The sequence below is a fragment of the Flavobacterium sp. KACC 22763 genome (genome assembly GCF_028736155.1).
Classification (GTDB): domain Bacteria; phylum Bacteroidota; class Bacteroidia; order Flavobacteriales; family Flavobacteriaceae; genus Flavobacterium.
In genome coordinates, this window is sequence record NZ_CP117879.1 from 3,533,160 (window position 1) to 3,551,211 (window position 18,052).

Here is an 18,052-nt window from a genome sequence, read left to right on the forward strand (position 1 = left end):
TGAAATGAAAACAATTACAAAGAATTTAATGTCTCCATTCATACTATTACTTTTAATATTAAGTATGAATATCTATGCGCAAGACCCATTAAAAGCAGCGCCTAACGCGTATAAAAAAGTACTTCTTGAGAATGAAAGAGTAAGAATAATGCAAGTTGAGATTACTCCGGGAGAAACAATTCCATGGCATCAGCATCCTGACCACACCATCTATGCATTGGCCGATGGAAAAATTGAAATAACCGATAAAGGCAAAGCGCCTGTTATTATAGATATTAAAGCCGGAGATGCCATGTACATACCTGCTGTTACACATATGGCAAAAAATTTAGGAGATACAACTGTGAGTTTGATTGTAACAGAAATAAAACCTAAAGCTAAAAAATAAACCACTACAGGTATCTCAGCCTGTTTAATTTAACCCAAAGTAACAACCTGAATTCAGGTTGTTACTTTTTTTTATTTTTAAGATTATCTTTAAAATGGAGCCAATATATTTTCCGTTCTTTGTATACTCAAAAAACTAAAAATGAAAGCACTTACCTTTTCTTCTTTTGGAGAATCAGATGTTTTAGAATATATAGAAATCCCTAATCCGCAATTAAAAAAGGATGAGATTTTAGTTGAGATGAAAGCCATTGGATTAAATTTTGCTGATGTTTATCGTCGAAAAGGGAATTATCATTTAAAAGGAAATCCACCTTTTATTGCTGGTTATGAAGGAGCAGGGATTGTGGTTGACGCCAACAATCATTCGGAATATAAAATTGGAGATCGTGTGGCTTTTGCCGATGCACCATTTGCCAATGCAGAATTGGTTGCCGTAAATGTAAATCACATTATTCCGTTGTCTGAAAATATTTCTTTTGAAACTGCGGCTTCTGTTTTACTTCAAGGTTTAACGGCTCACTATCTTGCAACCGACAGTCACAAAACGGCTAAAGGAGAAACTGTTTTAGTACACGCTGTCGCTGGTGGAGTTGGTCAGATTCTAACCCAAATCAGTAAACTTCTTGGAGCAAACGTTATTGGCTTAACCTCATCTGCAGAAAAAGCAAAAATCGGATTTGAACAAGGTGCAGATCATGTTTTTCTTTATAACGAAGACTGGAAATCACAAGTTTTCAAAGTAGCTCCAAACGGTGTCGATGTTGTTTATGACAGTATCGGAAGTACTTTAATGGAAAGTTTTGAAGTCACTAAAGAATGCGGACAAGTTGTTTTCTTCGGCATGGCGGGCGGAGACCCAGCACATGTAGACCCGAGAATGCTAATGGACGGTTCAAAAACTTTAACAGGTGGCGATTTATGGAGTTATTTAAATTCTAAAGAAGAACGAATTAAAAGAGCAACTCAACTATTCAACTGGATTACAGAAGGAAAAATCAAATTGTCAGAACCGACATCGTTCAAATTATCTGAAGGAAAACTGGCTCATGATTTCTTAGAAAGCAGAAAAAGCACAGGAAAAATTATTTTGATTCCTTAATTTTTTTCGCCACGAATTACACCAATTTTCACGAATTGTAATTTTTAATATTAAAAAATTAGTGCAAATTGGTGTAATTCGTGGCTATATTTTACAGCTGAGTAACTTCAATTTTAGTTCGGTCAGACAATTCTAAAATTCTTTCTACTTCATCTTTATTTACCACAAAAAACAAATAGCTGTCTCCATAGGTTTCATAAGTCAATAACTCCAGATTTAATTTTTCCAATTCCGATTGAATGTACGGAAACAGATCATGACTATAGGTTTCTTCTGGATAATCAAATTTGAAATCTTCACCAAGCATCTCAGAAATAAAATATTCTGCGTCTTCTGGATCAAATTTCCAATCGCTATGCCAAGTATTTATTTCGTCAAAAAAGCTAAAATGATCTTCTGTCGTTTCATAATACGTTTTAGTTTCGGCATTGAAACTTTCAAAAAGCTTCTCTGAATATTTTTTCACATCATCTTCCTCGATATTATTTCTCGAAACCAATTTGACAAACTCTTCAAAGTCCTCCACAGCCGCTTTATCATCTAGTACTAGATTTTCTGAAGATGGAAGCTCAATATTCGCAGGAATTTCAACATTAAAATATTGGCATATAGCTTGTAAAACTTTTTTGAAATCATTAACTCCTATTTCCTGAGTCTCATCTTGAGGATTCTTAAAATCAAGATATTCTGAATCTAGCAAACCTTTTACATAATCAGAAAAATGATTGCTAGAATACAACATTCTAAAATCGTTTATTTCTAAACTATTGGTGCAGCAAAAGAAAATCATGAAATTATTAATCACACTTGTAAAGTGCTTTTTCATTTCCTGACTTGGTCGCGAATAAAACTGAATATGAATAAAATCATACTGTAAATCGTCCTGCATTGCTTCTTCTGACAAACCTCCAATATTCAGTTTCTTATACAATTCATTAAGAACTTCATACGCATTATTGAATCCCGCTTTTTTAATTTCTGCCCTTCCCTCTTCATGATCCAATGAGGAAGGAACAGAATACAAATTTACAGTAACCGTGTCATGAATTCCTTTTACTTTGAACTCTATGCTATTCGATACATGATGTAAATTACTATAGATCGAATCAATGACATCAAAAGAAATGATTGATTTCGGATCGTTGTTTCTATTAAATAAATTGGAGAAAAAGCCCATAAAATATTTTACATTAAAAAGTTAATCGTTTGAATATTTAAAACTCTGATTCATTTTATCAAAAGGGATTACTTCATTGACAATAGATTCTAATTCGAAATCTGTCAATAATCCTCTCGCCGATTCCACAATTTTTGGCGAAACATGTATTTCATAATCAATTATATCACGTTCTAAAATGGCTGATAGAATTGTATTTTGCTGCTCAGTCAGATATTTTTTATGTGATTTAAAAACTGATTCTATATCATCTCTAAATTCTTCATCCGTCAGTTCATTGTAGACATCTTGTTTTGACATATCAATCAACAAAACTTTGAAGATAAAATCCTGAAGGTTTTTTGCCAGATAATTGACTTCGTTGGAATCGTGCCAGACAAAAACGATCGGCACATCGCCATTGTTTTCTTCGTTTAAAAAGAAACAATAATGATCACCGCCGCCACTTTTGGCAAAGGGAATAAACTTAAATTCTGGGTTGATATTTCGATAATCCTCTGGATCTCTGAGCTCTTCTATTTCTTCGGCAACCGATTTCAAATTCAGCGATTCAAAATCATACGAATGCAAAAGCAAAGGTGGATTATCTTTTAAGGTTGGATAAACTTCTGTATACCAATTTGGGCCATACTCTCCGACATCCAACATACCGTCAGCGTCTAGCTGTTTGTATAAAAGCGGAAAATGGAATCCGTATTTTTTCTCTATTTCTTGTATTGTCATCTTTGGGGCAAATTCTATTACAATCAAACCACTAAGATAACAATCTTTTTACTACACCAAAAAACCTGAGGCCAATTATTTCAAGGATTACGCGATGATTGAAGTATTTTTTACTTGGTTGAATATTCAAAACTAGTATCCATTTTATCGAAAGGAATAATCTCTACAAGTATTTTATCTTTCTCTTCATAGGTTAATAGTCCTCTAGCATTTTCTTTACTATCTGGATATATAATCTCATAATCTTTAATCTCAAGATTTAAGATATTCAATAAAAGATCTTTTTGCTGTTCTGTTAGATATTTTTTATGAGACTTGAATGCCATTTCAAGATTATACCTAAATTCTTCATCTGATACATCCTCATCTATATACACCATATCAGTCAATAATGCCTTAAAAATGAAATCTTGTAAATTTTTCGCTAAGTAATCCACTTCATTTAAATCATGCCAAACAAAAACAATTGGAACATTTCCATTGTTTTCTTCGTTAGGAAAGAAACAATAATGATCTCCACCGTAACTCCTACCAAACGGAATAAATCTAAATTCTTTGTTGATTTTTCGATAATTTTCTGGATCACCTAATTCCTTAATTTCATCATCAACAAGTTTTAAACTCATTAATTTAAAATCATAAGTATGCAATAATAAAGGTGGATTTTCTTTTAATTTTGGATAAACTTCGAAATACCAATTAGGCCCATATTCACCCATATCAAGCATTCCATCTAAATAAAGTTGCTTGTATAATTTTGGGTATTCAAATCCATATTTCTTCTCAATATCTTGCAATTCCATTTTACTTAGATTTAAAAGTTTAAATACCTCACAAAAATATAAAACTTTTACTACAATATAAAGTTGATTATTTCAATGCTTCCGCAATCATCAAGGCACATTTTTCACCATCAATTGCTGCAGAAATAATTCCGCCAGCATAACCTGCACCTTCTCCACAAGGATATAAACCTTTGATTTGCAAATGCTCTAAAGTCATCGGATCTCTCGGAATTCTCACTGGAGATGATGTTCTACTTTCTGGTGCGTGTAAGATTGCTTCGTTAGTTAAATAACCACGCATTGATTTTCCAAAATCCTGAAATCCCTGACGCATAATCTGAGTTAGAAATCCTGGAAAGACCTGCCCCAATTCTACCGAAGTGGTTCCTGGAACATAAGAAGTTTTCGGAATATCTGCCGAAACTTTGCTTTTAGTAAAATCTATCATTCTTTGAGCAGGAACTTTTTGAGTTTCACCGGCTAAATGCCAAGCTTTTTGTTCGATGCTTTTTTGAAATTCCATTCCAGCCAAAGCTCCAAATTTTGCAAAAGGTTTAAAATCTTCCAATTTTAATTCGACTACAATTCCAGAATTTGCTGTTGACTGATCACGCTTAGACGGCGACCAACCGTTTGTAACCACTTCTCCCGGACTAGTTGCACAAGGTGCAATTACACCTCCTGGACACATACAGAATGAATACATTCCGCGACCATTAACTTGTTTTACAATAGAATATGGTGCTGGAGGCAAATGTTCTCCACGGAAATCACAGCTGTATTGAATACTGTCGATTAATTCCTGAGAATGCTCTGCACGAACTCCCAAAGCAAAAGGTTTTGCTTCTATTAAAATTTTCTTTTTGTCTAATAATTCAAAAATATCACGAGCCGAATGTCCCGTTGCCAAGATTAATTTATTGGCGTGAATTTTATCTCCGTTTTGAGTTACGATTCCTTCAACTTCATTATTCTTTACCAAAATATCGCTTACACGGGTTTCAAACAAAACCTGACCACCAAACTCCCTAATTTTATTTCGGATATCTTCAATGATTTTTGGCAGTTTATTGGTTCCAATATGCGGATGCGCTTCTACCAAAATATCTTCAGAAGCGCCAAAAGCAACTAAAAGCTCTAATATTCGGGTTACGTCACCACGTTTTTTAGAACGGGTATATAATTTTCCATCAGAATATGTTCCTGCTCCTCCTTCACCAAAACAATAATTTGAATCTTCGTTTACAATATGTTCGCGATTTATTGCTTTCAAATCACGACGGCGTCCACGAACGTCTTTTCCTCTTTCGAGTACAATTGGTTTCAAACCCAATTCAATTAATTGCAATGCCGCAAAAAGTCCAGCTGGGCCTGCTCCGACAACTATAACTTCTTGCGCATTCGAAACATCCTTATATATAGGAAGGTCAATTTTAGTTTCTTGAAAAGGTTCGCCTTTCAAATAAATAAGAACTTTCAAATTGATTTTAATCGCTTTCTGACGTGCATCAATAGAGCGTTTTAAAATTGAAACGTGCTGAATTTCTTGCGCAGAAACTTTAATCTGCTTAGACAAATAGTCTTTTAGCAATGATTCGTTTGCAGCAATTTCGGGTGTAACTTGAAGTAAAAGTTCTTTAGGCATTTTTATAAAAAAGGTAATTAATATTATTAATAGAATTTAGACATTAAAAAATACAAGACAACATATGCCAGCATTCCAATTCCTAAAGCCATATAATGCATTTTTAAATATCTAAACGAAATTTCTAATGCTTCTGAATCATCATCTCTAAATGCTATTTTGACATTTAAAGAAAATTTATATAAATAATAAAGTGGAAAAAAAATTATCAAAAAGGCTAAGATATAAATAGGCAATAACTCCATAATCATTATATAACCAACTCCTCCTCCAGTTGGAACATCATCCCAATTAGATAACGACATATAGTCATAAAGTAAACGAAGAATAAAAAAAGCGACAATTAATAATCCAAAACTAGATATTACATAAACCCATTTTCCTGCTGTCTGTAAATGCGCTTTTGCGCCTTCACTTAACAACAACTCCTCTGAAACTGAATTATCCTCCATTTATAATTATTTTTTTTTATGATTTGAGAAACCTAAAATACTCTGCAAAAATAGTACTTTGAAATGAGATATTATATTTACTGTAGAATTTGCCCACCGTTTGAGACAAATTAATAGATTTTCAGCACAAAGAATATCGTAGAAATGCACTGCAGTGCGTCTCTACACAGAACCATTAAGAAAGACTTTGTATCTTTGTTCCTAACAACCTTTGCACCTTAAAAAAATGTCTAGAAAAATAAAACTGATCTGGGATTTCCGTGGACCAGCTTCTGCAAAAACAGCAGAACATCACGAAATACACCTTAAAGAATATATTGCAATTGAAAAACTACCTTTAAACATTACTGGATTCAAAGTCATAGACGAAATGTACGCCATAGCTTTTATGGTAGTAACAGATGAAAATATGATTCAGGTAAGAGATGCTTTGAAACCGCATCGTGGAGAATTATATACTGAATAAAATTCCAATATTTGAAATTCCAAATTCCAAAACTGAAATACTTAAAAAAATGAAATTCCAAATTCCAATGCTATAAAAAACTTGGAATTTGGAATTTTTATTTTGAATATTCCCAAAAAGGGTTGGAATTTGGAATTTAAAAACTTTGGAATTTATTTTTTAGTTCGCTACCTCGCTGATAAACTTAATACGCATTAAACGAAGTTCATCAATATCGTAATCGCCATCAAATTCTTTTAGCGCATCTTCGATTTTATCAGATTCTGATTCCATGAAATAGTCATGAATTTCTTCTTGCTGATCGTCGTCTAGAATATCGTCTAACCAATATTTGATATTCAGTTTTGTACCAGAATAAACGATTTGCTCCATTTCTTTAATCAGCGCATCCATAGAAAGCCCTTTCGCGGAAGCGATATCACTTAAAGGCAATTTTCTATCAATATTCTGAATGATGTATAATTTGTTGGCAGAATTTACTCCTGTAGATTTAACCACTAAATCGTCTGGGCGAATAATATCGTTATCCTCAACATATCGACTGATTAAAGCAACGAATTCACTTCCGTATTTTTTAGCTTTTCCTTCACCAACACCATGAATATTATATAATTCCTGAATTGTTATCGGATATTTTAAAGCCATATCTTCAATGGAAGGATCTTGAAAAACCACAAACGGAGGAACTCCAAGTTTTTTAGCCACTTTTTTACGAAGTTCACGAAGCATACCTGTTAAAACTTCATCGGCAGTTCCAGAAGATTTCCCTCCTGTTACAATAGTTTCATCATCAGCTTCAGTGTATTCATGATCTTCAGACATCATAAACGAAACTGGCTTTTTAATAAAATCTAAACCGGCTTTTGTAATTTTGATTACTCCATACGTTTCAATGTCTTTAGACAAATAACCAGAAACCAAAACTTGTCGCAATAATGCCATCCAGTATTTTTCGTCGTGGTCTGAACCAGAACCAAAATAAGGCTGAGCGTCTGTTTTATGCGCTTTAATAACCGCATTAATGCGCCCGATTAAAGTAAAAACAATTTCTTTTGATTTGTAAATATGTTTGGTATCGCGAACAATTTCCAGCAATTTAACTACTTGTTCTTTGGCTTCAACTTTATGTTTCGGATTACGAACATTGTCGTCCATATCAGCACCTTCACCTGTTTCGCTGTCAAATTCTTCCCCGAAATAATGCAGCAAGAACTTTCTACGCGACATTGAGGTTTCGGCGTAAGCCACAACTTCCTGTAAAAGTGCAAAACCAATTTCTTGTTCGGCAACTGGTTTTCCAGACATGAATTTTTCTAGCTTTTCTACATCCTTATAAGAGTAATATGCCAAACAATGTCCTTCTCCTCCGTCACGACCTGCACGACCAGTTTCTTGGTAATAGCTTTCAAGTGATTTTGGAATATCGTGGTGAATTACAAAACGAACGTCTGGTTTATCAATCCCCATTCCGAAAGCGATTGTTGCCACAACGACATCGACATCTTCCATCAAGAACATATCCTGATGTTTAGCCCGCGTTTTGGCATCTAAACCTGCATGATAAGGAACAGCACTGATTCCGTTTACTTGCAAAACTTCGGCAATCGATTCTACTTTTTTACGGCTTAAGCAGTAAATAATTCCAGATTTGCCTTTATGCTGTTTGATAAATCGAATAATATCCGACTCGATATTTTTTGTTTTTGTACGAACTTCATAGTATAAGTTCGGTCTGTTGAACGATGCTTTAAAAGTATTGGCATCGGCCATATCAAGGTTTTTCAAGATATCTTCCTGAACCTTTGGTGTTGCGGTTGCAGTAAGACCAATAATTGGCACTTTACCCAGCTGCTTAATTATATTTCTCAGATTTCTATACTCTGGTCTAAAATCATGTCCCCATTCTGAGATACAGTGTGCCTCATCAATGGCTACAAAAGAAATAGGCACGCTTTGTAAAAAGGCTACATATTCTTCTTTTGTTAGTGATTCTGGGGCTACATACAAAAGTTTGGTCAATCCAGATGTAATATCTTTTTTAACCTGAGCAATTTCTGTTTTGGTTAGAGAGGAGTTTAATACATGTGCAATTCCATTTTCAGACGAAAGGCTTCGAATTGCATCAACCTGATTTTTCATCAAAGCAATTAAAGGAGAAACAACAATTGCTGTTCCTTCTTGAATTAAAGCTGGCAGTTGATAGCAAAGAGACTTTCCTCCACCAGTCGGCATTATTACGAATGTATTCTTCTCGTCTAAAATACTCGTAATGACTTGCTCTTGCAAGCCTTTAAATTGGCTAAAGCCGAAATACTTCTTTAATTCTTTATGTATTTCAATTTCATTTGAATTCATTCTCTATATTAATGGTATTTTGTATAAATTTGCAACACATAAAGATACAACTTTCTTTTATACATACAAATTTTAAATATTCTGTTTTGATCACAAAAGAAAATATATTGGCGATCGCCAAGAAAACAATACTCTCTGAAAGTGAAGCAATTACAAAACTAATTGATTTTTTGGACGAAAATTTTTACGAAGCTGTCCAACGCATATACGAATCTAAAGGCCGTCTAATCGTTACAGGAATTGGAAAAAGCGCGATCATTGCACAAAAAATGGTGGCTACTTTTAACTCAACTGGAACTCCTTCTATGTTTTTGCATGCTGCAGAAGCTATTCACGGCGATTTAGGAATGATCCAAAATGATGATGTCATTATCTGCATTTCTAAAAGCGGAAATAGCCCAGAAATTAAAGTCCTTGTTCCTTTATTAAAAAGATTCGGAAATACTTTGATTGCCATTACAGGAAACACAACTTCATTTTTAGCAAAAGGCTCTGATCTAGTTTTAAATACAACTGTTGACACAGAAGCCTGCCCTATCAATTTAGCGCCAACCAACAGCACAACAGCTCAGCTTGTTATGGGCGACGCTTTGGCCGTTTGCTTAATGGAAATGCGTGATTTTAAACCAGAAGATTTTGCGGTTTATCATCCTGGAGGCGCTTTAGGAAAAAAATTACTGCTTCGTGTAAAAGACATGATCGAGCATTCATTAAAACCAGCTGTCACTCCGGAAACTTCTATCAAAAAAGCAATTTTTGAAATCTCTGAAAAAAGATTAGGCGTTACAGCAGTAATTGAAGACAACAAAATTATCGGAATTATTACTGATGGAGACATCCGAAGAATGCTAAACGACGTAGATAGTATTGCGGACTTAACTGCAAGGGATATTATGTCAAAAAATCCAAAAGTAGTTTCGTCTGAAACTATGGCAGTCGATGCTTTAAATATTTTAGAAGACTTTTCTATTACACAATTGATCGTTGCAGATAACGGAGAATACAAAGGAGTTTTACATTTACATGACATTTTAAAAGAAGGAATCGTATAATGGCAAAGAAAAATCTTGGCGAAATGTCATTTTTAGATCATCTTGAAGAATTAAGATGGTTATTGGTTAGAAGTACACTTGCAACAATCATAATGGCAATTGTAACTTATTTTATTAGTGATTATTTATTTGATCAAATTATTTTAGGTCCAATTAGACCAACATTCTTCACGTATGTTTGGTTTTGCGACTTATCTCATTCATTAGGATTTGCAGACAGTATCTGTATTACAGAACTGAACTTCATTATTCAAAATACTGAAATGGAAGGCCAGGTCAATATTTTTGTCTGGATGTGTCTTCTAGCAGGTTTCATTTTGAGTTTCCCTTATATTTTATGGGAAATCTGGAAATTCATCAGTCCTGCACTTTATGAGAAAGAAAGAAAAAATGCGAAATTATTCATCTTTGTTTCTTCTTTACTTTTCTTTTTGGGAGTATTATTTGGCTATTTTGTTGTAATTCCGATGTCGGTAAACTTCGTTGCCACATTCTCCATCAGTGATGTTGTAAAAAACCAGTTTACATTAGAATCTTATATGGGAATGGTTAAAACGAGTATTCTTGGAAGTGCGATCTTTTTTGAACTTCCAATTGCTATTTATTTCTTAACCAAATTAGGTTTAGTAACTCCCGAATTCTTAAGAAAGTATTGGAAATATGCTGTCGTAATTATTTTAATTATTGCTGCAATCGTAACGCCACCAGATGTTGTGAGCCAAACTATTGTTGCAATTCCGATGTTGCTTATTTACGAAGTTAGTATCCTAATTTCGAAGATTGTTTATAAAAATAAATTAAAAGAAAATGTCTGATATAGTTCAAGAATTTAACGACTATCGTTCTAAAATGAACGAAAAACTGCTTGCTGACAACAACAAAATTGTAAAGCGAATTTTTAATCTTGACACCAATGCCTATGCAGAAGGCGCTCTTGATGTAAAAACAAAAGAACTTTTAGGTTTGGTAGCATCAGCAGTTTTAAGATGTGACGACTGTGTGAAATACCATTTAGAAACAAGTTATAAAGAAGGTGTTTCTAAAGAAGAAATGATGGAAGCAATGGGAATTGCTACTCTTGTTGGAGGAACAATTGTAATCCCACATTTAAGAAGAGCTTACGAATTTTGGGAAGCACTGGAAGAGCAAGGCAAATAATTAGAAAATGTGTCAATTTGATAATTAGATAATTTCTCTCGAAATGCGCTAATTATTTAATTTTGAAATACAAATTCTAAGTTTTGAAAACGCAATAATTTGTTAATTGATTCATTCTATTGAATATTTTACACTTATTTTGCCTTTCAAATCAAATTATAAAATTGATTATGATTTAGTTTTTTTTTTAATTATCTCATTTTCAAATTATCTAATTTTCACATTAAACAAATGAAGCTAAGAGCCGATAATTTAATCAAAACCTATAAAGGGCGAAGCGTTGTAAAAGGAATTTCTGTTGAAGTAAATCAAGGAGAAATCGTAGGGCTTTTGGGGCCAAATGGAGCGGGAAAAACAACGTCTTTCTACATGATTGTAGGATTGGTAAAACCAAATCAAGGAAATATTTTTCTTGATGATTTAAATATTACCGACTATCCGATGTACAAACGTGCACAGCAAGGAATTGGTTATTTGGCACAAGAAGCTTCTGTTTTTAGAAAATTAAGTATTGAAGACAATATTTTGAGCGTTTTACAATTGACTAAACTTTCTAAAGAAGAGCAAATTGCCAAAATGGAAAGTTTAATTGAAGAATTCAGTTTAGAGCATATTCGCACCAACCGAGGCGATTTGCTTTCTGGAGGTGAACGTCGTCGTACAGAGATTGCACGCGCATTGGCAACCGATCCAAAATTCATTTTATTGGATGAACCTTTTGCAGGAGTTGACCCTGTTGCGGTTGAAGATATTCAGCGAATTGTAGCACAATTAAAAAACAAAAACATCGGAATCTTAATTACCGATCACAACGTTCAAGAAACTCTAGCAATTACAGACAAAACATACTTAATGTTTGAAGGTGGAATTCTTAAAGCCGGAGTTCCAGAAGAATTGGTAGAAGACGAAATGGTTCGCCGCGTTTATCTTGGACAAAACTTCGAGCTTCGTAAAAAGAAACTTGAATTTTAAGAAAGTTATATGAATGGTAAAAAGCAAATTGCTTTCTACCATTTTTTTTAATCTTAAGATTCTTAAAAAAGTTGCAAATGAAATCAGAAAAACCAACTCAGGAAGATTACGATAATTGGCATAAAGACCCAAAGAATTGGTATTTCTTCAATAGCTTTTATTACAACCCAAAAGACAAAAGATTACTTCCTCCCAAAAAGATTCAATGGATGGGCTAAACAGTAAATTTTGCCAATCCATACTCTGTAATGCTTTTATTGCCTTTTATAATAATTGTCATTTTGGTTTTATCAAATACCCTCTGAAAACTGAAGACTTTTATTCCACTGTAATAAAATGCAATTGTTCTAAATCGCCATTGTAAATATTAACATCAACACGGTGTTTGATTCCTGGCAGCGAAGCTTTTTCTGTAAACTGCCAAAACAGCCAATCATCTTCAATTTTTTCTCTGTAGAAATTGTAATTGGCAATCCAAAACAAATAATCTCCGAATTCTTCTTTTAAAAAATCCGAATAATACCTTTCTCCTGAATAAATGATTGGGCGAACTTGATAGTGTTTTTCTACTTTAACTAGCCAACGCTTTAATCCTTTTTTCAAACTGTCTAAAGATTGATTTTTAGGCAATTTTTCGATATCCAAAACAGGCGGAAGATCTCCCTTCTGCAATTTTACAGTTTTAATAAAAAGATCAGCTTGCTCTATTGAATTTTCGTTTGGACGATAATAGTGGTAAGCACCACGCATTATTTTATTCTCTTTTGCGCCTTCCCAGTTTCTTTTAAACTGTCTATCAACACGATCATTTCCGGCAGTTGCTCGGATGAAAACAAATTGAACAGGATATTTTTCATCTAAGATTTCGACTTCTTCCCAATCTACTTTTCCTTGAAATTCAGATACGTCAATTCCAATTACCTTTCCTTTATGATTTTCGAGAACTCGAATATTTCGCACATCAGAAAGATGCTTGTCAACCTCATCCTCTTCTAAAACCTTTTCTGTTCTAAAACCTAAATAATAAGCAAGTCCTTTGCGATAATGATAGATTAATGCAATGAATAAAAGTCCGAAAAAAATCAATAAAAGACCTCGAAAAAGTCTGCTCAGAAAAGATCTTCCTGCTGGTTTTCTTGAATATGTTTTACGATAAGTCGTTTTTCTTGCCATTAAACAAAATTACTTTTTCAAAAAAAGATTATTAATGATCGACAAGAATACGTAAAAAGCAATAATCAATGGAATTGCTATATACTGAAGAAAAACAATCATTAATACAGAAATAATCAAAAACACAATCTGAAGTGCGTTTTCTTTAAAACTGAATTTTTTAATTTTTAAAGCAAATAAAGGAATTTCAGCATTTAAAATATAAGCACTGCATAATGTGATTACCAATAAAACCCATTGATTAGTTAAGATTTCTAAAACCATCAAAGAATCTGAAAACGAAATAACCAAAGGAAGACTTAAAATAAACAAAGCATTTGCAGGTGTAGGCAATCCGATGAAAGAATCGGTTTGACGTGTATCGATATTAAAATTAGCCAAACGATAGCAAGATCCTAAAGTGATAATAAATCCTAAAAACGGAATTGCTGGATGTGTTCCTAACTCGTGCGCGCTGTTGGTAAACATACTATACATTACATATCCTGGAGTTACACCACTTGTTACCATATCCGCCAAAGAATCTAACTGCAATCCAAGTGGGCTTGACACTTTAAATAATCTGGCAAAAAAGCCATCAAAGAAATCAAAAAAGATTCCTAAGCAAACCATATAAAAAGCCATTAAATAATTGTTCTGAGAAACATAAACAATTGCGACACAACCGCAAAAAAGATTTATTAATGTAATTAGATTTGGGATATGCTTTTTAATATTCATAGCTTAAAAATTTGATAATGGTAGAGAACAAATTTAGCATAATAACTGGATGCAAAACGAGTTTTTTCGAGAGTTTTTTATTTCTAAATGTGACTTTGGGAATATTTAAGCAAAGGAACTTATTAGATGAGTAAAATATTATATTTTTGATAAAAAATTTAAAACAGGCCTCGATCTGCAAAAACATATACGTTGAAGAAATATTTAGTGTTTTTATTCTTTTGGAGTTGTACTTTTCAGTATGCGCAAACCGTTCGAAAATATTCGAATGAATTTATGAATATTGGAGTTGATGCCGCTGCTCTTGGGATGGCAAGTGCCGTGACAGCTTCGACAAACGATGTAAATGCAGTTTACTGGAATCCTGCAGGTTTGACACATCTTGAAGATCATCAAATTGCTTTAATGCATGCCAGCTATTTTGCCAATATTGCACAATACGATTACATTGGTTACGCAAGTCCAATTGATGACAGAAGCGCATGGGGAATTTCGATGATTCGTTTTGGAGTTGATGACATTATGGATACCACACAATTAATCGATAACCAAGGAAATATAGATTACAATAGAATCAACCTTTTCTCTACGGCCGATTATGGTTTTACTTTTTCTTATGCTAGGAAACTTCCTGTTGACGGATTTCAATATGGCGTAAATGCAAAAGTAATTAGAAGAATAATTGGAAAATTTGCCAACTCGTGGGGTTTTGGATTTGATATCGGACTTCAGTTTGAAAGAAATGACTGGAAGTTTGGTTTAATGCTTCGCGACATCACTACAACTTACAATGTGTGGAATATTGATGAAAAAGAATATGAAAAAATCGCCAATGCCATTCCAGGAGAAAATAACACTTTACCAGAAAGCACAGAAATAACATTGCCAAAGGCACAATTAGGCGTTTCAAAAAGATTTGATTTTCATAATGAATGCAGTCTTGTGACCTCTGCTAATTTAAATATGCGATTTGAGCAGACAAATGATATCATCTCTTCAAAAGCAGTAAGTATAGACCCAGCTCTAGGGTTTGAGTTTGGCTATACTGATTTAGTTTTTGTTCGTGCTGGCGCTGGAAACTTTCAGAATGTAACCCAGCTGGACAATACCGAAAAAGTAAATTTTCAGCCTAATATTGGTGTAGGTTTTAGATATAAAGGCATACAAATTGATTACGCTTTGACCGATTTAGGAAATCAAAGTACCGCTTTGTATTCTAATATTTTTTCATTGAAAGTAGATTTAGGTATCTTTAGATAATTAGAAACCATAAAACATTTAAAATTTTAAATCATGAAAACTGTCATGTTCAAAAAAGCATTTTTTATTTTGTTATTCTTAACCGGTTTTATTGGTTTCAGCCAAAGTTTAGCTTTATCTAAAGACGCCAAAATAAGTATTTTGACTTGCGGTCTTGGAAATGAAACGTATTCTTATTTTGGACATACAGGAATTAGAGTTTTAGATCCTGTAAACAATTTTGACGTTGTTTACAATTATGGAACTTTTGATTTTAGAACTCCGAATTTTGTTCTAAAGTTTGCTAAAGGAGATTTGCAATATTTTGCAACTGTGCATTCGTATGCCGATTTTTTTAATGAATACACTTATGAGAAAAGAAGTATTTATGAGCAGGAATTACTAATTTCTCAAGATTTAAAACAAAAACTTTTTAATCAGTTAAATGCAGTTTTAGATTCTGAAGAACGTTATTACACTTATAAATTCATCGATAGAAACTGCACTTCGATGGTTGTTGATGTGGTGAATAAAACTTTAGGCGAAAATGTAATTGTCAAGAAAGAAGATACAGACAAAACTTATCGTTCTATCCTATTTCCTTATTTTGATGGACATTTTTACGATCAATTGGGTACAAGTATTATTTTCGGAACAAAAGTCGATCAAATGGGAACCAGAATTTTTCTTCCTTTTGAATTGAAAAACAGTTTAGATAAAACTACTTTCCAGAATAAACCTCTTGCTGCCAAAAGCAAAACTTTATTAGAGTTTACAAAAGAAACACCAAAATCTTGGTGGAACAATATTTACACTTATCTTTTTATTTTACTTTTTGTAATCTTTGCGAAAAACAAAATGGTAGATAAAATCTACTTTTTGATTCTCTCTCTAATTGGAATATTCTTCGTGATTATGGGATTTTATTCGTTCCACCAGGAATTGGCAATGAATTATAACGTATTACTTTTTAGTCCGCTTTTATTGGTTCTAGTTTTATTTTCAATTTTCAAAAACAAACTATGGACTTATAGATTTTCGTTGATTAACTTTGTAATGCTTGTGATTTACTTTTTATTTTTAATCAATAAAGCACATTTCTTCATCACTTTACCGTTGATCATTACAAGCGGAGTGGTTTTAGTGCGAACCGCAATTCGCAACAAAAAACCAATTCCGATTATAATTTAAAATTTTACTGACCTCTGTAGAATAAAACTGTCGTAATAGTTTTGAAAGTAATACTCAAATCTAGAAATATACTTCTGTGTTTGATATAATACAAATCGTACTGAAGTTTAACCAAACTTTCGTCGATTGATTCTCCATAAGAATAATTAACCTGTGCCCAACCAGTGAGTCCGGGTTTAATTACATGGCGCGTTTCATAAAAAGGCATTACAGCGGCGATTTCTTCAACAAAAAATGGTCTTTCAGGTCTTGGCCCAATTACCCCCATATCTCCTTTTAAGATATTAATAAACTGAGGAAATTCGTCAATTCTAGACTTTCGCATAAATTTACCAAACGGAGTAACTCTTTTATCATTATGAGTCGCAAAAACAGCACCATTTGTCTCTGAATTCTCAGTCATAGTCCTAAACTTGTAGATCTTGAAAACTACTCCGTTTTTACCTACCCTTTCTTGGGTATAAAAAAGACTTCCTTTATTAGCAAAAAGGTTGCAAACAAAAATTATCGGAATAAAAACCAAGCTGATCAAAAGTCCTAAAACAGAAAACATAAGTTCAATAAGACGAACGAAAAATAAATAGAGTTTGTTGCTATTACTTCTACTAAAAGGAAAAAATCTATAAAAATCTCTTTCTATATGATGAACAGGAATTCGTTGTGTTTTGCTTTCGTAGACTTGCGTATACTCGCGAATAATATTTCCTTTTTCCAATAAATGAAGCAACTGCTGATATAGGTCGGAAGTAATACCATCTGTTTTCTGAGAAGCGATTACAATTTCTGAGACATAGTGGGTAGAAACAAAACGTTCTAAATCTTCCTTCTTTATTTCGCTTACATAATGAAAATCTAAATTCTCATCTGTAATGGAATCAGAATTAACAAAACCAACAATTTTGTAATGAGGATCAACGTTTTCCAATCCTAAAACTAATTCTTCGACTTCGCTTTGATCACAAATCAAAACAACATTTTGCGAAAAACGATGCGAGGCTAAAAAATAGCAATAAAATAAACGCCAAAGCAGTAATGTAATTAGTATTGTAAAATAAAATATTACGATTACTAATCTTTGTTTGGGTAATACAGGGGAAAGAACTGGCGTAAGTAAATAAGCCAAAACAGTTGCAGTAGCCGTAAAAATGACATTCTGCAGAATCTGAAGATGATTGCTTGCTACTTGTAAATTATAGATTTCAAATATTACACCAAAGGCATAAAGATAGCTGACCAATAAAAGTATACTGAGCGAGCTACTTAAATCAAAGGTGAAATAATGATAATCAAAGATTGTGCTTAATAGATATAAAGCAAATAAAATAAAAACAGCATCGAAAGAAAGGAGCAATATCTTCCTCTCTGAAATTTCGAAATGCATTTTCTTTTTTGATAACATCTCTTGTAGGTTTTAATTTGGTTAGGGCAAAGCAAATGTATCGTAAAAAAATATAA

At 33.2% G+C, this 18,052-nt stretch carries 19 protein-coding genes; 10 read left to right on the forward strand and 9 right to left on the reverse strand.

All coding sequences use genetic code 11. The annotated features are described in order from the left end of the window. The first annotated feature begins 4 nt into the window (after window positions 1-4). Both PQ463_RS14555 and PQ463_RS14560 read left to right on the forward strand, forming a co-directional pair. On the forward strand, window positions 5-388 hold the full coding sequence (locus tag PQ463_RS14555; RefSeq protein WP_274254309.1) for a cupin domain-containing protein: 384 nt from the start codon (window positions 5-7) through the stop codon (window positions 386-388). A 141-nt stretch (window positions 389-529) separates the two neighbouring features. Further along, the gene (locus PQ463_RS14560; RefSeq protein WP_274254310.1) at window positions 530-1,489 is read left to right on the forward strand and encodes a quinone oxidoreductase family protein; all 960 of its coding nucleotides are present in this window, start codon (window positions 530-532) and stop codon (window positions 1,487-1,489) included. Window positions 1,490-1,580: 91 nt separating this feature from the next. Here the strand turns inward: PQ463_RS14560 and PQ463_RS14565 are convergent, their stop codons facing one another. The 5 genes from PQ463_RS14565 to PQ463_RS14585 form a co-directional block, all read right to left on the reverse strand. After that, the gene (locus tag PQ463_RS14565; RefSeq protein ID WP_274254311.1) at window positions 1,581-2,666 is read right to left on the reverse strand and encodes a DUF6630 family protein; all 1,086 of its coding nucleotides are present in this window, start codon (window positions 2,664-2,666) and stop codon (window positions 1,581-1,583) included. Window positions 2,667-2,687: 21 nt separating this feature from the next. After that, window positions 2,688-3,389: an SMI1/KNR4 family protein gene (locus tag PQ463_RS14570; RefSeq protein WP_274254312.1), complete on the reverse strand. Its 702-nt coding sequence runs from the start codon at window positions 3,387-3,389 to the stop codon at window positions 2,688-2,690. 110 nt (window positions 3,390-3,499) lie between these two features. Next, window positions 3,500-4,192, reverse strand: a complete 693-nt coding sequence (locus PQ463_RS14575) for an SMI1/KNR4 family protein (protein ID WP_274254313.1) — start codon at window positions 4,190-4,192, stop codon at window positions 3,500-3,502. Window positions 4,193-4,259: 67 nt separating this feature from the next. After that, window positions 4,260-5,819, reverse strand: a complete 1,560-nt coding sequence (locus tag PQ463_RS14580) for an NAD(P)/FAD-dependent oxidoreductase (protein WP_274254314.1) — start codon at window positions 5,817-5,819, stop codon at window positions 4,260-4,262. Window positions 5,820-5,845: 26 nt separating this feature from the next. Then, window positions 5,846-6,271, reverse strand: coding sequence for a hypothetical protein (locus PQ463_RS14585; RefSeq protein WP_274254315.1), 426 nt, complete (start codon window positions 6,269-6,271; stop codon window positions 5,846-5,848). Window positions 6,272-6,497: 226 nt separating this feature from the next. Between PQ463_RS14585 and PQ463_RS14590 the strand changes: the two genes are divergently transcribed. Then, window positions 6,498-6,737, forward strand: a complete 240-nt coding sequence (locus PQ463_RS14590; RefSeq protein WP_274254316.1) for a hypothetical protein — start codon at window positions 6,498-6,500, stop codon at window positions 6,735-6,737. 159 nt (window positions 6,738-6,896) lie between these two features. Here PQ463_RS14590 and recQ read toward each other — a convergent pair whose 3' ends face one another. Next, entirely contained in the window at window positions 6,897-9,092 is a 2,196-nt protein-coding gene (recQ, locus tag PQ463_RS14595) for a DNA helicase RecQ (RefSeq protein WP_111379893.1), read from the reverse strand. Between the two features lie 86 nt (window positions 9,093-9,178). On the opposite strand from recQ, the gene PQ463_RS14600 reads away from it, so the two are divergent. From PQ463_RS14600 to PQ463_RS14620, 5 genes are all read left to right on the forward strand, one after another. Next, window positions 9,179-10,144 (forward strand): KpsF/GutQ family sugar-phosphate isomerase, encoded by a 966-nt coding sequence (locus PQ463_RS14600; protein WP_274254317.1) that lies wholly within the window; start codon window positions 9,179-9,181, stop codon window positions 10,142-10,144. Then, window positions 10,144-10,959 (forward strand): twin-arginine translocase subunit TatC, encoded by an 816-nt coding sequence (gene tatC, locus PQ463_RS14605; protein WP_111379892.1) that lies wholly within the window; start codon window positions 10,144-10,146, stop codon window positions 10,957-10,959. Before PQ463_RS14600 ends, tatC begins: the two co-directional genes overlap by 1 nt. Then, the gene (locus PQ463_RS14610; RefSeq protein ID WP_274254318.1) at window positions 10,952-11,302 is read left to right on the forward strand and encodes a carboxymuconolactone decarboxylase family protein; all 351 of its coding nucleotides are present in this window, start codon (window positions 10,952-10,954) and stop codon (window positions 11,300-11,302) included. The genes tatC and PQ463_RS14610 overlap by 8 nt, the downstream gene beginning before the upstream one ends. 231 nt (window positions 11,303-11,533) lie before the next feature. Next, a complete protein-coding gene (lptB, locus tag PQ463_RS14615; RefSeq protein WP_111379889.1) occupies window positions 11,534-12,274 on the forward strand; it encodes an LPS export ABC transporter ATP-binding protein in 741 nt (246 codons plus the stop codon). 77 nt (window positions 12,275-12,351) lie between these two features. After that, window positions 12,352-12,492, forward strand: coding sequence for a hypothetical protein (locus PQ463_RS14620; RefSeq protein WP_274254319.1), 141 nt, complete (start codon window positions 12,352-12,354; stop codon window positions 12,490-12,492). 100 nt (window positions 12,493-12,592) lie between these two features. On the opposite strand, the gene PQ463_RS14625 is transcribed toward PQ463_RS14620, so the two are convergent. After that, window positions 12,593-13,447: a glycoside hydrolase family 25 protein gene (locus PQ463_RS14625; protein WP_274254320.1), complete on the reverse strand. Its 855-nt coding sequence runs from the start codon at window positions 13,445-13,447 to the stop codon at window positions 12,593-12,595. 9 nt (window positions 13,448-13,456) lie between these two features. After that, window positions 13,457-14,167 carry a CDP-alcohol phosphatidyltransferase family protein gene (locus tag PQ463_RS14630; protein WP_274254321.1) on the reverse strand — a complete coding sequence of 237 codons (711 nt, stop codon included), beginning with the start codon at window positions 14,165-14,167 and terminating at the stop codon, window positions 13,457-13,459. A 192-nt stretch (window positions 14,168-14,359) separates the two neighbouring features. On the opposite strand from PQ463_RS14630, the gene PQ463_RS14635 reads away from it, so the two are divergent. Then, complete coding sequence (locus PQ463_RS14635) at window positions 14,360-15,427, forward strand: putative type IX sorting system protein PorV2 (RefSeq protein WP_443135185.1); 1,068 nt, start codon at window positions 14,360-14,362, stop codon at window positions 15,425-15,427. A 33-nt stretch (window positions 15,428-15,460) separates the two neighbouring features. Continuing rightward, the gene (locus PQ463_RS14640; protein WP_274254322.1) at window positions 15,461-16,597 is read left to right on the forward strand and encodes a lipoprotein N-acyltransferase Lnb domain-containing protein; all 1,137 of its coding nucleotides are present in this window, start codon (window positions 15,461-15,463) and stop codon (window positions 16,595-16,597) included. A 4-nt stretch (window positions 16,598-16,601) separates the two neighbouring features. Here PQ463_RS14640 and PQ463_RS14645 read toward each other — a convergent pair whose 3' ends face one another. Then, window positions 16,602-17,996: an exopolysaccharide biosynthesis polyprenyl glycosylphosphotransferase gene (locus PQ463_RS14645; protein WP_274254323.1), complete on the reverse strand. Its 1,395-nt coding sequence runs from the start codon at window positions 17,994-17,996 to the stop codon at window positions 16,602-16,604. Window positions 17,997-18,052 lie beyond the last annotated feature (56 nt).

Excerpts from the sequence above, each read along its gene's own strand:
- PQ463_RS14555 (WP_274254309.1), top strand. The coding sequence starts at position 5 with ATGAAAACAATTACAAAGAATTTAATGTCTCCATTCATACTATTACTT.
- recQ (WP_111379893.1), bottom strand. The coding sequence starts at position 9,092 with ATGAATTCAAATGAAATTGAAATACATAAAGAATTAAAGAAGTATTTC.
- PQ463_RS14620 (WP_274254319.1), top strand. The coding sequence starts at position 12,352 with ATGAAATCAGAAAAACCAACTCAGGAAGATTACGATAATTGGCATAAA.
- PQ463_RS14575 (WP_274254313.1), bottom strand. The coding sequence starts at position 4,192 with ATGGAATTGCAAGATATTGAGAAGAAATATGGATTTGAATACCCAAAA.
- PQ463_RS14640 (WP_274254322.1), top strand. The coding sequence starts at position 15,461 with ATGAAAACTGTCATGTTCAAAAAAGCATTTTTTATTTTGTTATTCTTA.
- PQ463_RS14585 (WP_274254315.1), bottom strand. The coding sequence starts at position 6,271 with ATGGAGGATAATTCAGTTTCAGAGGAGTTGTTGTTAAGTGAAGGCGCA.
- PQ463_RS14565 (WP_274254311.1), bottom strand. The coding sequence starts at position 2,666 with ATGGGCTTTTTCTCCAATTTATTTAATAGAAACAACGATCCGAAATCA.
- PQ463_RS14560 (WP_274254310.1), top strand. The coding sequence starts at position 530 with ATGAAAGCACTTACCTTTTCTTCTTTTGGAGAATCAGATGTTTTAGAA.
- lptB (WP_111379889.1), top strand. The coding sequence starts at position 11,534 with ATGAAGCTAAGAGCCGATAATTTAATCAAAACCTATAAAGGGCGAAGC.
- PQ463_RS14570 (WP_274254312.1), bottom strand. The coding sequence starts at position 3,389 with ATGACAATACAAGAAATAGAGAAAAAATACGGATTCCATTTTCCGCTT.
- tatC (WP_111379892.1), top strand. The coding sequence starts at position 10,144 with ATGGCAAAGAAAAATCTTGGCGAAATGTCATTTTTAGATCATCTTGAA.
- PQ463_RS14580 (WP_274254314.1), bottom strand. The coding sequence starts at position 5,819 with ATGCCTAAAGAACTTTTACTTCAAGTTACACCCGAAATTGCTGCAAAC.
- PQ463_RS14645 (WP_274254323.1), bottom strand. The coding sequence starts at position 17,996 with ATGTTATCAAAAAAGAAAATGCATTTCGAAATTTCAGAGAGGAAGATA.
- PQ463_RS14630 (WP_274254321.1), bottom strand. The coding sequence starts at position 14,167 with ATGAATATTAAAAAGCATATCCCAAATCTAATTACATTAATAAATCTT.
- PQ463_RS14625 (WP_274254320.1), bottom strand. The coding sequence starts at position 13,447 with ATGGCAAGAAAAACGACTTATCGTAAAACATATTCAAGAAAACCAGCA.
- PQ463_RS14590 (WP_274254316.1), top strand. The coding sequence starts at position 6,498 with ATGTCTAGAAAAATAAAACTGATCTGGGATTTCCGTGGACCAGCTTCT.
- PQ463_RS14610 (WP_274254318.1), top strand. The coding sequence starts at position 10,952 with ATGTCTGATATAGTTCAAGAATTTAACGACTATCGTTCTAAAATGAAC.